The sequence below is a fragment of the Pseudomonas sp. MBLB4123 genome, assembly GCF_051904775.1.
Classification (GTDB): Bacteria; Pseudomonadota; Gammaproteobacteria; order Pseudomonadales; family Pseudomonadaceae; genus Aquipseudomonas; species Aquipseudomonas benzenivorans_B.
Genome location: NZ_CP196711.1, coordinates 4202660 through 4216674, shown reverse-complemented (window position 1 = coordinate 4216674; position 14015 = coordinate 4202660). Strand labels below are relative to the sequence as shown.

At 68.1% G+C, this 14015-nt stretch carries 8 protein-coding genes; 4 read left to right on the top strand and 4 right to left on the bottom strand.

Annotated features, from left to right (window positions below; all coding sequences use genetic code 11):
* Positions 1-6: 6 nt before the first annotated feature.
* Positions 7-2487 (bottom strand): Lon protease family protein, encoded by a 2481-nt coding sequence (locus ACSX1C_RS19535; RefSeq protein WP_439887501.1) that lies wholly within the window; start codon positions 2485-2487, stop codon positions 7-9.
* A gap of 95 nt (positions 2488-2582) precedes the next feature.
* The gene (locus ACSX1C_RS19530) at positions 2583-2903 is read right to left on the bottom strand and encodes a TraR/DksA family transcriptional regulator (protein ID WP_439887500.1); all 321 of its coding nucleotides are present in this window, start codon (positions 2901-2903) and stop codon (positions 2583-2585) included.
* 217 nt (positions 2904-3120) lie between these two features.
* Here ACSX1C_RS19530 and ACSX1C_RS19525 point away from each other — a divergent pair, with 217 nt between their 5' ends.
* Entirely contained in the window at positions 3121-4341 is a 1221-nt protein-coding gene (locus ACSX1C_RS19525; protein ID WP_439887499.1) for an RtcB family protein, read from the top strand.
* Between the two features lie 66 nt (positions 4342-4407).
* Here the strand turns inward: ACSX1C_RS19525 and ettA are convergent, their stop codons facing one another.
* Positions 4408-6072: an energy-dependent translational throttle protein EttA gene (ettA, locus tag ACSX1C_RS19520; RefSeq protein ID WP_439887498.1), complete on the bottom strand. Its 1665-nt coding sequence runs from the start codon at positions 6070-6072 to the stop codon at positions 4408-4410.
* A 409-nt stretch (positions 6073-6481) separates the two neighbouring features.
* Between ettA and ACSX1C_RS19515 the strand changes: the two genes are divergently transcribed.
* The 3 genes from ACSX1C_RS19515 (at position 6482) to ACSX1C_RS19505 (ending at position 12506) form a co-directional block, all read left to right on the top strand.
* On the top strand, positions 6482-10624 hold the full coding sequence (locus tag ACSX1C_RS19515) for a sensor domain-containing protein (RefSeq protein ID WP_439889445.1): 4143 nt from the start codon (positions 6482-6484) through the stop codon (positions 10622-10624).
* Between the two features lie 124 nt (positions 10625-10748).
* The gene (gene glyA / locus ACSX1C_RS19510; RefSeq protein ID WP_439887497.1) at positions 10749-12002 is read left to right on the top strand and encodes a serine hydroxymethyltransferase; all 1254 of its coding nucleotides are present in this window, start codon (positions 10749-10751) and stop codon (positions 12000-12002) included.
* A gap of 129 nt (positions 12003-12131) precedes the next feature.
* Entirely contained in the window at positions 12132-12506 is a 375-nt protein-coding gene (locus tag ACSX1C_RS19505; protein WP_318643531.1) for a PilZ domain-containing protein, read from the top strand.
* Positions 12507-12556: 50 nt separating this feature from the next.
* Here the strand turns inward: ACSX1C_RS19505 and radA are convergent, their stop codons facing one another.
* Positions 12557-13921 carry a DNA repair protein RadA gene (gene radA / locus ACSX1C_RS19500; RefSeq protein ID WP_318643532.1) on the bottom strand — a complete coding sequence of 455 codons (1365 nt, stop codon included), beginning with the start codon at positions 13919-13921 and terminating at the stop codon, positions 12557-12559.
* Positions 13922-14015 lie beyond the last annotated feature (94 nt).

Sequence of the window (14015 nt, the reverse complement as noted above, 5' to 3'; positions counted from 1 at the left end):
CTGCGATCAGGCCGCGGGCGTCTTCTCCCGTGGCTTGCGCTGCTTCGCCGGTGCGGCAACGACCTCCTTCACCTCCTCGCCTTCTTCCTCGCCCTTGTCCTCGCCCTTGTCCTCGCCCAGGTCGATCTCGGCGATCTCGCGCAGGCGCTCGACCACCCGGGCGTTGACGCTGCCGGCGGGGAACTGGCCCTCGGCGTTCGGCGTACCGGCATCCTCGCCGACCAGCAGGCTCAGCGCCTCGTCGACCTGGCGCACCGCATAGATGTGGAACAGACCGGCCCGCACCGCCTGCAACACGCGGTCGTCGAGCATCAGGGTGGTGACGTTGGAGTGCGGAATGATCGCCCCCTGTTCGCCGGTCAGGCCGCGGGCCTCGCACAGGCGGAAGAAGCCCTCGATCTTCTCGTTGACCCCGCCGACCGCCTGCACCTCGCCGAACTGGTTGATCGAGCCGGTGATGGCGAAGCACTGCTTGAGCGGGGTGCGCGACAGCGCCGAGATCAGCGTGCAGACCTCGCCGAGCGAGGCGCTGTCGCCGTCGACATAGCCGTAGGACTGCTCCAGGGCGATGCTCGCGGAGATCTCCAGGGGGAACTCCTGGGCGTAGCGACTGCCCAGGTAGCCGGTGAGGATCATCACCCCCTTGGAGTGGATCGGCTGACCCAGGTTGACCTCGCGCTCGATGTCGACGATGCCCGAGCCGCCCGGGTAGACGGTGGCGGAGATGCGCGCCGGCACGCCGAAGGCCGAGTCGCCGACCTCCAGCACGGTCAGGCCGTTGCACTTGCCCACCGCGGCGCCGCTGGTGTCGATCAGGATGATGCCGGCCAGCATGTCGTCGATGATCCGCGCCGAGACCCGGCCGGTGCGGGTGGCCTTGGCCTTGAGCGCGCGCTCGATATGGCCGACGTCGGTGACCGGCTCGTTGGCCAGCTGGCGGATGAAGTCGGCCTCGCTGACCAGCTGGAACAGGTCGCCGATGCGCGCCGACAGACGCCCCTGGTGCTCGGCCAGGCGGGCGCTGTAGGTCGCCAGGCGCGCCACCGCGGCGGCGGTCAGCGGCGCCATGCCCTCCTCCGAGGTGCGGGTCTTCATCAGCTGGGCGAACTGTTCCAGGCTCTCGTCACCCAGGGGGATGTCCTCGTCGAAGTCGACCAGCACGCGGAACATCTCCTGGAAGTCCGGATCGTGATCCTGCAGCGCGTAGTACAGCTGGCGGGCGCCGACGATCACCACCTTGACCTGCAGCGGGATGACCTGCGGGTTGAGGGTCACGGTGGCGATACGGCCCAGGTCGCCCAGGGGCGACTCCATCTTCAGCTGGCGCGAATGCAGGGCACGCTTGAGGGCGTCCCAGACGAACGGCTCGCCGAGCATCTTCTCCGCCTCGAGAATGAGGAAACCGCCGTTGGCCCGGTGCAGGGCGCCCGGGCGCAGCTGGCGGTAGCTGGTGTAGAGCGCGCCCTGGTCGGTGTTGTACTCGATGCGGCCGAACAGGTTGTCGTAGGTCGGGTGCGACTCGAACACCACCGGCGCGCCGCCGTCGGTGTGGTGGCCCACCACCAGGCTCGGGCAGTACTGCTCCTCGAGCAGCTTGCGCGCCTGCACGTCGACTTTCTCCACCTCCACCAGCTGGTCCACCACGGTCTTCAGCAGGTTGACCTGCACCGCCTGCAGGTAGGCGCAGACCCCGGCATTCTCCGCGTACTTCTCCGACAGCGGCGCCAGCAGCGGTTGCAGGGCCAGGGTGATGGTCTCCTCGTTGAGCTGGCGCAGCTGGTTGCTCGACTCGCGCTTCCACTGCGGCAGGCTGGCCAGCTCTTCGTTGAGGCGCTCCTCGAGGGCGGCGATATCGGCGTGGAAGCGCTCGCGCTCGGCCTCCGGCAGCTGGGCGAACTCGGCCTCGTCGAGGGCCTTGCCCTCGAGCATCGGGGTGAAGGCGATGTTGCTGCTGTCGCGGTACAGCGCCACGCCGCGCTCCAGGGCCAGGCGCTCGATCACGTCCAGGGCCTGGTCGTAGCGCTTGTTGAAGGCGCGATCGATGACGCTCTTCTTCTGCTGGTAGGAGGGGTGCTCGAACACCGCCGGGAAGGTCGCCAGCAGGTTGTCGATCAGCTGGTTGATGTCGGCGATGAACTCGCCGGCGCTGCCGGCGGCCAGCTCCAGCGCCCGGGGCTCGCGCGGTTCGTCGAAATGATTGACGTAGACCCAGTCGCAGGGCGTGGCCAGGCGCTTGGCCTCGGCCTTCAGGTAGCGCTTGGCGAAGGAAAACCGGCCGGTGCCCGGCTCGCCCATGACGAACACGTTGTAGCCCGGACGCGGCATGGCCACGCCGAACTGCAGGGCCTCGACCGCCCGCGCCTGGCCCAGCACGCCACGGAAGGGCTCGAGATCATCGGTGGTGGCGAAGTTGAACTGGGTGGCGGCAAAGGGACGGGTCAGGGCATCGGGCGCTAGCCGCAGATGGGCAGCAACGGAATCAGGCATCGGGAATCCTTGAACAGAGGGGCACTCGCTTGGGGGAAATCATGGCCGTATCGGGCCGCGGCGACAAGCCATACGCCGCCCCGCCAATCCGTCGCCTACTTGCGGTCGGCGCAGCGCAGACAATATTCCGCGGCGGGCAGCGCCTGCAGGCGTGCCGCCTCGATCGTCTCGCCGCAACGCAGGCACTCGCCATAGCGGCCCTCGGCCAACCGCAGTTTCGCCAGGCCGACCTGGCGCAGCGCCGCCTCGGCCTCGGCCAGCAGGGCCTCGAGCACCTCGTCGTTCTGCCGCTGCAGGGCCTGCTCGGCGAAATCCGGCGAATGACTGCGGCCCAGGTCCTGGCGAATGGCATTGGCCCGTGCACTGTACTCGGCCAGCAGCGCGTCGAGTGCCGCGCGGGGATCGAAGGCGGACATGGGGGTACTCCTCGTCTTGCACCTAGTCTAAGTGTGGACGCTGACGCCAGGCTTGCACACCGCCGGGGAGATCTTGTTCACGGTGCAGCGCCCGCCAGCGCCTGCCCCCAGGCAACGCAAGGGTGTAGGCTTGCTCTTGTGCGAGTCGCGGACCGAGGGCCAGCGGGCGGCCCCCCCCCCGCACTGGCCATTACTTCGCCGAGGCCTATCGAAGTCGATGACACAATCCACAGCCGAAGTCCTGCAGATCGCCCCAGGCAAGCCGATCAAGCTCTGGACCCAGGGCGTGCCGGTCGAGCGAGAGGCGCGCCAGCAACTGCTGAAGACCGCGCAGATGCCCTTCATCTTCAAGCACCTGGCAGTGATGCCGGACGTGCACCTGGGCAAGGGCTCGACCATCGGCAGCGTGATCCCCACCCTCGGCGCCATCATCCCGGCCGCCGTGGGCGTGGACATCGGCTGCGGCATGATCGCCGTGCGCACCTCGCTCGTGGCCGGCGACCTGCCGGACAACCTGCACGGCCTGCGCCGCGCCATCGAGCAGGCCGTGCCCCACGGCAAGACCTTCGGCCGCCACGATCAGGGCGCCTGGGACGAGGTGCCGCGCGCCGCCGACCAGGCCTGGCGCGCCCTGGCCGGACGCTTCAAGGCCATCACCGACAAGCATCCGCGCCTGGAGAAGAGCAACAACCGCCAGCACCTCGGCACCCTGGGCGGCGGCAACCACTTCATCGAGGTCTGCCTGGACGAGGCCGACCGGGTCTGGTTCATGCTGCACAGCGGCTCGCGCGGGGTCGGCAACGCCATCGGCAGGCTGTTCATCGAGCTGGCCCAGGCCGACATGCGCCAGCACCTGGCCGACCTGCCGGACCGGGACCTGGCCTACTTCGCCGAGGGCAGCCGGCATTTCGCCGACTATGTCGAGGCCGTGGGCTGGGCCCAGGACTACGCCCGACAGAACCGCGCACTGATGATGCAGGCCGTCATAGACGCGGCGCGACGGGTGATCGGCAAGCCGTTCGCGGCCGAGCTGGAGGCGGTCGACTGCCACCACAACTATGTGCAGAAGGAGCGTCACTTCGGCCAGGAGGTGCTGGTCACCCGCAAGGGCGCGCTGTCGGCGCAGAAGGGCGAACTGGGCATCATCCCCGGCTCCATGGGCGCCAAGAGCTTCATCGTCCGCGGCCTGGGCAACCCGGAGGCGTTCTGCTCCTGCAGCCACGGTGCCGGACGCAGCATGAGCCGCACCCAGGCGAAGAAGGCCTTCAGCCTGGCCGACCAGCTGCGCGCCACCGCCCATGTCGAGTGCCGCAAGGACAAGGACGTGATCGACGAGATCCCCATGGCCTACAAGGACATCGACGCGGTGATGGCGGCCCAGCGCGAGCTGGTGGAGGTGGTGCACAGCCTGCGCCAGGTGGTGTGCGTCAAGGGCTGAGATTCGGCTGGCGAGATGAAAAAACGGAGCCCTGGGGCTCCGCTTTTTCTGTACTGAAGACCCGGCTTACGCCAGCTTCTTGTGCCGTACCCGGTGCGGCTGGGCGGCGGCCTCGCCGAGGCGCTTCTTGCGGTCGGCCTCGTACTCGGTGTAGTTGCCCTCGAAGAACTCGATGTGCGAGTCGTCCTCGTAGGCCAGGATGTGGGTGGCCACGCGGTCGAGGAACCAGCGGTCGTGGGAGATCACGATGGCCGCGCCGGGGAAGTCGAGCAGTGCCTCCTCCAGCGAACGCAGGGTTTCCACGTCCAGGTCGTTGGACGGCTCGTCGAGCAGCAGCACGTTGGCGCCTTCCTTGAGGGTCAGGGCCAGGTGCAGGCGACCGCGCTCACCGCCGGAGAGGTCCTTGACGAATTTCTGCTGGTCGCCGCCCTTGAAGTTGAAGCGTCCGACGTAGCCGCGCGAGGGCACCTCGTAGTTGCCGATCTTGATCATGTCCAGGCCATCGGAGACGGCCTCCCACACGGTCTTGCTGCCGTCGAGGTCGTCGCGGCTCTGGTCGACGCAGGCCAGCTGCACGGTGTCGCCGATCTCGATACGGCCGGAGTCCGGCTGCTCCTTGCCCATCAGCATGCGGAACAGGGTCGACTTGCCGGCGCCGTTGCCGCCGATCACCCCGACTATCGCGCCCTTGGGCACGCTGAACGACAGGTCGTCGATCAGCACGCGGTCGCCGTAGCCCTTGGTCACGTTGATGAAGTCGATGACCTTGTCGCCCAGGCGCGGGCCGGCCGGGATGTAGATCTCGTTGGTCTCGGCGCGCTTCTGGAACTCCTGCGACTGCATCTCCTCGAAACGCTGCAGGCGGGCCTTGGACTTGGCCTGGCGCGCCTTGGCGCCCTTGCGCACCCACTCCAGTTCCTCGCGCATGGCCTTCTCGTGGGCCGACTGCTGCTTGGATTCCTGGGCCAGGCGAGCCGACTTGGCCTCCAGCCAGCCGGAATAGTTGCCCTCGTAGGGGATGCCGGCGCCGCGGTCGAGTTCGAGAATCCAGCCGGCGACGTTGTCGAGGAAGTAGCGGTCGTGGGTGATGGCCACCACGGTACCGGGGAAGTCGTGGAGGAAGTGCTCCAGCCAGGCCACCGAGTCGGCGTCCAGGTGGTTGGTCGGCTCGTCCAGCAGCAGCATGTCCGGGGCCGACAGCAGCAGACGGCACAGGGCCACGCGGCGCTTCTCGCCACCGGACAGCACGGCGACCTTGGCATCCCAGGCCGGCAGGCGCAGGGCGTCGGCGGCGACTTCCAGCTGGCGCTCCAGGTTGTGGCCGTCGGATGCCTGGAGGATGGCCTCCAGCTTGGCCTGCTCGGCGGCCAGCTTGTCGAAGTCGGCGTCCGGCTCGGCGTAGGCGGCGTAGACCTGATCCAGGCGCGCCTGGGCGTCCTTGATCTGGCTGACGGCCTCTTCCACCACCTCGCGCACGGTCTTGCTCGGGTCGAGCTGCGGCTCCTGGGGCAGGTAACCGACGTTCAGCTCGGGCATCGGCCGCGCCTCGCCGTCGAACTCGGTGTCGACCCCGGCCATGATGCGCAGCAGGGTGGACTTGCCCGCGCCGTTGAGGCCGAGCACGCCGATCTTGGCGCCGGGGAAGAAGGACAGGGAGATGTTCTTGAGGATTTCCCGCTTCGGCGGCACTACTTTGCTCAGCCGATGCATGGTGTAGACGTATTGAGCCATGGATAACCTGGGTTCTGTGACAGAAAACGGGAGCGTGCTCGGCGGCGAGGTCGCCGGCCGATCGGGCCTGGGCAGGGACGGCAACCAGACCGTCCGGCAGGCGCGCGGTCCTGCGCGTGCGACGTCTGCCGCCCCTACGCGCGTGCGGCAAAACTACCGGAATGCGCCGAGCAGGGCAAACCGCGCTCGTCGGCTACACTGGCACTTTGCTGAGGTTATGGCATGCTAGCCTGCTTTTCGTGCGTACCAGGCCATGCGCGCTCAGCCCCGCCTGCCTTCATCGAGCAGTAGCAGCAGGATCAGCCCCGTGTCGACAGCCCCACCCCTGCCCCTCCCGAGCGCAACGGGCGAGCCGCCTAGGCCGCTGCGCGGCTCGGTCAAGGGCGCCCTGGTGGCCCTGGTGCTGGGCATGCTGGCGCTGCTGCTGTGGCAACTGCACCTGGAGTCGCAGCAGCTGCGGGACAACCAGCGCCGGCTCAACCACAGCTTCAACGCGCAACTGGCCAACCACCTCGGCCTGAGCATGGACCTCAAGGCCCGCGCCGGCCTGGCGATTCTCGCCCCCTTTGCCCTGCCCCCCGATTCGACCGCGGCACGCGAGGCCGTCCTGAACCACCTGCGGGCCGTCTTCCCGACGCTGCACAGCCTGGCCTGGCTCGGCCCTCGCGGCGGCATCCGCAGCGACAGCCAGGGGCTGGCCGAGGACGCCCTGCTGCTCGGCCAGCTGGTCCGGCGCAGCCAGGGCGAGCCCTACTACTACAGCTTCAGCCCCGGCGGCGGCGAGCGCATCTACCTGCTCCTGCGTCAGGCCGAGGGTGGCGGGCCGAGCGGCTACTGGGCTCTGCGCCTGAGCACCGCGGCGTTGCGCGAGTGGCTCTACGAGCATCACCAGAGCGAACACCAGTGGCTGCTGGAGGACCGCCTGACGCAGCGGGTAATCGCTCGCCATCAGGCACAACCGTCGCCCTTGCCCGCCACGCTCCCGCCGGTGACCGCCGAAGACCAGGCCCAGAGCATCCTGCTGACCCCGCTCAAAGGCAGCGACTGGCAGCTACGGGCGCTATTCAACGAACACAGGGTTCGCGCGCAGCTGTTGCCGAAGCTGGCGGCCAAGTTCGCCCTGTTCAGCCTCTGCACCCTGCTCACCCTCCTCGCCCTGTACCGCCTGCTGCGCGAGCAGCATCGGCTGCACGAGCTCAACGCCACCTCGCGGCGCTCGCTGCACCAGGCCGCCAGTGCCCTGAGCGCCATCGAGGAGCGCGTCCTGGTCAGCGACGGCCACGGCCGGCTCGCCTACCTCAATCCCCAGGCCGAGACCCTGTTCGGCACGACCAGCCAGGACGCCCAAGGCCGACACCTGCTGGAACTGATTCCACATCTCGATCCCCTGCTGCTGCACGACACCGCCTTTCACGGCGAGCAGGACCCCGACCTGGTGGAAATCCAGCAGGACGGCACGAGCCGGCTGTTCGCCATCAGCCGCAGCGAACTCGGCGAGCACGGCGGGCGCCAGGGCTTCGTCTGGGTGCTGCGCGATGTCACCGAGGAACAGCAGGCCACCCGTGTGCTGAAGGAAACCCGGCGCCGCTACCAGGACATCTTCGAGGGCACCGGCACGGCACTGTGCGTGCTCGACCTGTACGAGCTTCGACTCTACCTGCAGCAGCTGCACCTGCATGACCGCGCCAGCCTGAATCGCTGGCTGCAGGCTCACCCGCAGCGCCATGGCGAACTGCTGCAGCGCATGCGCCTGACCGAGACCAACCAGGTGGCGCTGCGTCTGCTCGGCGTGAGCTGCGCCGAACAGGGCTGGCAGCACCTGATCGACAGCGGCCCGCTGCGCCCCGAGGGATTCCGCCAGCAATTGCTCAACGCCCTGCTCGACGGCGCCGCCCAGCTGGAGCAGGAATTCAAGATCACCACGCCGCAGGGCCAGGAGCGCCACTTCTGGCTGGTCCTGCGCCTGCCGGACAACCCCGACGACCTGCGCGCGGTGACCCTGAGCCTCAGCGACATCACCAGCCGCAAGCGCATCGAGCTGTCGCTGGTCGAGCGCGAGCGCTTCTGGTCCGATGTGGTCCGTGCCGTGCCGGACACCCTCTATGTGCACGATGTGAGCAACAAGAAGGTGCTGTTCAGCAACCACCACCTGGGCCTGCAGCTGGGCTACAGCGAGGCCGAACTGAACGGCATGGGCGAGGCCTTCTGGGAACACATCCTGCACCCGGACGACAGCGACTACTACTGGCGCATCCGCAATCTGCAGCAGGTGGTGGGCGACGGCCTGTTGCTCGAGTCGCAGTTGCGCTGGCGCCGCCAGGATGGCGCCTGGCGCTGGTTCAGCATCCGCGAGCAGGCCCTGCGGCGCGACGCGGCCGGACGCGTCAGCCGCCTGCTCGGCATCGCCAAGGACATCACCGAACAGATCGAAAGCAGCGAGTCGCTGCGCGACAACGAGCAGCGCTACCGCCTGCTGGCCGAAAGCATCAGCGACATGATCTTCTCCACCGACAGCGGCCTGCGCCTGAACTACGTCAGCCCCTCGGTGCAAGCGGTTCTGGGCTACACCACCGACTGGGTGCTGGCCAACGGCTTCCGCGGCCTGGCCACCAACCCGGCGCAGCTGGCGAGCCTGGACCGTCTGCTCGATCAGATACGCGGTGCCCTCGCCACACCGCAGCACATGGCCGAACTGCGCCAGCAACTGCAGCCGCAGCTCTTCGTGTTCGACTGCCTGCGCGGCGACGGCCGCAGAGTTCCGGTGGAGGTGCGCCTGGTGCCCATGTGGGACCAGTACGGTCGCTTCGAGGGGCTGCTCGGGGTCGGCCGCGACATCGCCCAGCAGCGCCGCGCGGAGAAGGACATGCGCATGGCCGCGACGGTGTTCGAGCACTCCACCGCGGCGATCCTGGTCACCGACCCGGCCGGCTATATCGTCCAGGTCAACAAGGCCTTCAGCCGCGTCAGTGGCTACGCCTCGGCCCAGGTGCTCGACCAGCTGCCGGGCATGCTCACCGCCGACCGCCAGCAGGCCAGCCACCTCGAGTACATCCTCGGCCAGCTCAACCAGCGCGGCAGCTGGGAGGGCGAGGTGTGGCTCAAACGGCGCAACGGCGAAACCTTCCCGGCCTGGGTCGGCATCACCGCGGTGCAGGACGAGGACGGCGACCTGGTCAGCTACGTGTGCTTCTTCAGCGACATCAGCGAGCGCAAGGCCAGCGAGCAGCGCATCCACCGCCTGGCCTACTACGACGCCCTGACCCAGCTGCCCAATCGCACCCTGTTCCAGGACCGCCTGCACACCGCCCTGCAGCATGGCGAACGGCACCAGGAGTGGGTGGTGCTGATGTTCCTCGACCTCGATCGTTTCAAGCCGATCAACGACTCCCTCGGCCACGCCGCCGGCGACCGCATGCTCAAGGACGTGGCCGTGCGCCTGGCCGCCTGCGTCGACGAGGACGACACGGTGGCGCGCATGGGCGGCGACGAGTTCACCCTGCTGCTGCAATCCTCCGTCAGCCGCGAGAGCGCCCTGAACCGGGCGATCCACGTCGCCGAGCAGATCCTCGCCAGCCTGGCCCAGGCCTTCGTCCTCGAGGGCCGCGAATTCTTCGTCACCGCCAGCATCGGCATCGCCCTGAGCCCCCAGGACGGCAAGGAGCTGAGCCAGCTGATGAAGAACGCCGACACCGCCATGTACCACGCCAAGGAACGCGGCAAGAACAACTTCCAGTTCTACCAGGCCGACATGAATGCCAGCGCCCTGGAGCGCCTGGAGCTGGAGAGCGATCTGCGCCACGCCCTCGAACAGGGCGAGTTCGTGCTGCACTACCAGCCGCAATTCGCCGGCAACGGCCAGCGCCTGACCGGGGTCGAGGCCCTGCTGCGCTGGCAGCACCCGCGCCGCGGCCTGGTGCCGCCGGACGACTTCATCCCGGTGCTGGAAGAGCTCGGCCTGGTGGTGCAGGTCGGCGACTGGGTGCTGGCCGAGGCCTGTCGCCAGCTCAGGCGCTGGCACCAGGCGAAGATCCGCGTGCCCAAGGTGTCGGTCAACCTGTCGGCCCGGCAGTTCGCCGAGGGCGATCTGGACCGGCGCATCGCCGCGATCCTCGCCGACAGCGGCGTGGCCCCGGCCTGCCTGGAGCTGGAGCTGACCGAGAGCATCCTGATGCAGGACGTGACCGGTGCCCTGGGCATCCTGGCCGATCTCAAGCGTCTGGGCCTGTGCCTGGCGATCGACGACTTCGGCACCGGCTACAGCTCGCTGAACTACCTCAAGCAGTTCCCCATCGACGTGCTGAAGATCGACCGCAGCTTCGTCGACGGCCTGCCCGATGGCGAACAGGATGCGCAGATCGCCCGCGCCATCATCGCCATGGCCCACAGCCTGAACCTGGCGGTGATCGCCGAGGGGGTGGAGAGCCAGGCCCAGCTGGACTTCTTGCGCCAGCACGAATGCGACGAGGTGCAGGGCTACCTGCTCGGCCGGCCCATGCCCGCCGCGCAGTTCGCCGCCCAGTTCGGCGGCGGCGCGCTGTTCATGCTGGGCTAGCCGCCCCCTGGATGAATCCCGCTCGCGCGGCCCATGACCGCCATTCACGCCCCGCCTCGGCTGCAATGGGGTAGAATCCGCGCCCTCTTTCAACCGTCCAGCTGATTTGCCAGGGGATTGCCATATGTTCAGCCGTGAATTGAACCTCGCCCGTTTCGACGCCGAATTGTCTGCCGCGATGGCGCAGGAAGCCCAGCGCCAGGAAGAACACATCGAGCTGATCGCCTCGGAAAACTACACCAGCCCGGCGGTGATGGAAGCCCAGGGCAGCGTGCTGACCAACAAGTACGCCGAAGGCTACCCGGGCAAGCGCTACTACGGCGGCTGCGAGTACGTCGACCTGGTCGAGCAACTGGCCATCGACCGCGCCAAGCAGCTGTTCGGCGCCGACTACGCCAACGTCCAGCCGCACTCCGGCAGCCAGGCCAACGCCGCCGTGTACATGGCCCTGCTCAACGCCGGCGACACCGTGCTGGGCATGAGCCTGGCCCACGGCGGCCACCTGACCCACGGCGCCAGCGTCAGCTTCTCCGGCAAGATCTACAACGCCGTGCAGTACGGCATCGACGCCGACGGCCTGATCGACTACGACGAGGTCGAGCGCCTGGCCGTGGAGCACCAGCCGAAGATGATCATCGCCGGCTTCAGCGCCTACTCCCAGGTGCTGGACTTCCCACGCTTCCGCGCCATCGCCGACAAGGTCGGCGCCTACCTCTTCGTCGACATGGCCCATGTCGCCGGTCTGGTCGCCGCCGGCGTCTACCCGAACCCGGTGCCCTTCGCCGACGTGGTCACCACCACCACCCACAAGACCCTGCGCGGCCCGCGCGGCGGCCTGATCATCGCCCGCAAGAACGAGGAGCTGGAGAAGAAGCTCAACTCCGCAGTCTTCCCCGGCGGCCAGGGCGGCCCGCTGGAGCACGTGATCGCCGCCAAGGCGGTGTGCTTCAAGGAAGCCCTGCAACCGGAGTTCAAGGCCTACCAGCAGCAGGTGGTGAAGAACGCCCAGGCCATGGCCGGGGTGTTCATCGAGAACGGCTACGAGGTGGTCTCCGGCGGCACCCAGAACCACCTGTTCCTGCTCAGCCTGATCAAGCAGGACATCACCGGCAAGGACGCCGACGCCGCCCTGGGTCGCGCCTTTATCACCGTCAACAAGAACAGCGTGCCGAACGATCCGCGCTCGCCCTTCGTCACCTCGGGTCTGCGCATCGGCACCCCGGCGGTGACCACCCGCGGCTTCAAGGAAGAGCAATGCCGCGCACTGGCCGGCTGGATCTGCGAGGTGCTCGCCAACCTGGGCGACGAGGCCGTGGAAGGCCGCGTGCGCGAGCAGGTCAAGGCGCTGTGCGCGAAGTTCCCGGTCTACGGCCAGTAAACCGCCTGCGTCACGCAGAAGCCCGCCACTCGGCGGGCTTTTTCTTGATGCAGCCTGGACAACTCAAGAATGCCGCGCCAGCGGCCCGAGCCTTAGCTATAGTGGACGCAATCGTCCAGGAGTCTGTAGATGAGTGAAATCAGCCAAGAGCGTCGACGCTTCCAGCGCATCGACTTCGACGCCCCCACCGAGATCGTCCAGGGCGAGCAGCGCTGGCCGGCCGAGTTGCACGACCTGTCCCTCAAGGGCCTGCTGATCAGGCGTCCGGCGGACTGGAACGGCGACGCCGAACGCCCCTTCGAGGCCCTGATCGAGCTGGGCGGCGATATCCGCGTACGCATGGAGGTGGAACTGGCGCGCAGCCAGGACGATCTGCTGGGATTCATCTGCCGGCATATCGACCTCGACTCGATCAGCCACCTGCGCCGCCTGGTGGAACTCAACCTCGGCGACGAGGCCCTGCTGGAGCGCGAACTGGCGGCCCTGGGCGACGAACAGGCCTGAGGGGCGAGCAACATCGCAGAAGGGGCGCCACGGCGCCCCTTCTCGTCTGCCTATTCGAACAAGGCATCCAGCGCCTGCTCCAGGCGCGTCACCGCGATGATCGAGAGCCCCGCCGGGGCCTCCTTGGGCGCGTTGCCCCTGGGCACTATGGCGCGCTTGAAACCATGCTTGGCCGCCTCCTTGAGGCGCTCCTGACCGCTGGGCACCGGGCGGATCTCGCCGGACAGGCCCACCTCGCCGAACACCAGCAGGTCGCTGGCCAGCGACCGATTGCGCAGGCTGGAGATCACCGCGGCCATCAGCGCCAGATCCGAGGCCGTCTCCAGCACCTTGACCCCGCCGACCACGTTGAGGAACACGTCCTGGTCGTAGGTGGGGATGCCTCCATGCCGGTGCAATACCGCCAGGAGCATGGCCAGGCGGTTCTGGTCCAGGCCCAGGGTGACCCGACGCGGATTGCCCAGGTGGCTGGTGTCGACCAGCGCCTGCACCTCCACCAGCATCGGCCGGGTGCCCTCCCAGGTGGCCATCACCACGCTGCCCGGCACCTCCTCCTGGGCGCGGGTGAGGAAGATCGCCGAGGGGTTGGTGACCTCCTTCAGGCCCTTGTCGGTCATGCCGAACACGCCCAGCTCGTTGACTGCGCCGAAACGGTTCTTCACCGCCCGCAACAGCCGTAGGCGGCCGTCCGACTCGCCCTCGAAATACAGCACGGTGTCGACCATGTGTTCGAGCACCCGCGGCCCGGCCAGGGCGCCCTCCTTGGTCACGTGGCCGACCAGGAAGATCGCCGTACCGCTCTGCTTGGCGAAGCGCACCAGCAAGGCGGCGCTCTCGCGCACCTGGGCCACCCCGCCGGGGGCCGACTGCAGCTGCTCGGTGAAGATGGTCTGGATCGAGTCGATCACCATCACCTTGGGCTTTTCCAGGCGTGCGGTGGCGATGATGGCCTCGATGTTGGTCTCGGTCATCACCTTCAGGCGGTCCTCCGGCAGGCCCAGGCGCCGCGCGCGCATGGCCACCTGCTGCTGCGACTCCTCGCCGGTGACGTAGAGCGCCGGGAAGCGCGTGGCGATGTTGCACAGGGTCTGCAGCAGGATGGTCGACTTGCCGATGCCCGGGTCGCCGCCGATCAGCACCACCGAACCGTCCACCAGGCCGCCGCCGAGCACCCGGTCCAGCTCGCCCGAGGCGGTGGAGAAGCGCGGCATCTCCTCGACGCTGACCTCGGCCAGGGTCTTGATCTGCGCCTGCTGGCCGGCCCAGCCGGTGCGCCCGCTGGGGGTGCTCGCGCCGCTCTCCAGCAGGGTCTCCACCAGGGTGTTCCAGGCCCCGCACTCGCCACACTGGCCGGCCCACTTGGGAAAGGTCGCGCCGCACTCGGTGCAGCCGTACATGCGCTTGGCCTTGGCCATCACGGACTCCGTCGGAGGAAAACGCGCATCATAGCCTGTCACGTCGAGCGAGCGAGACGGCAGCGACAGCCCAGGCGCAATCGCCCGCACGACA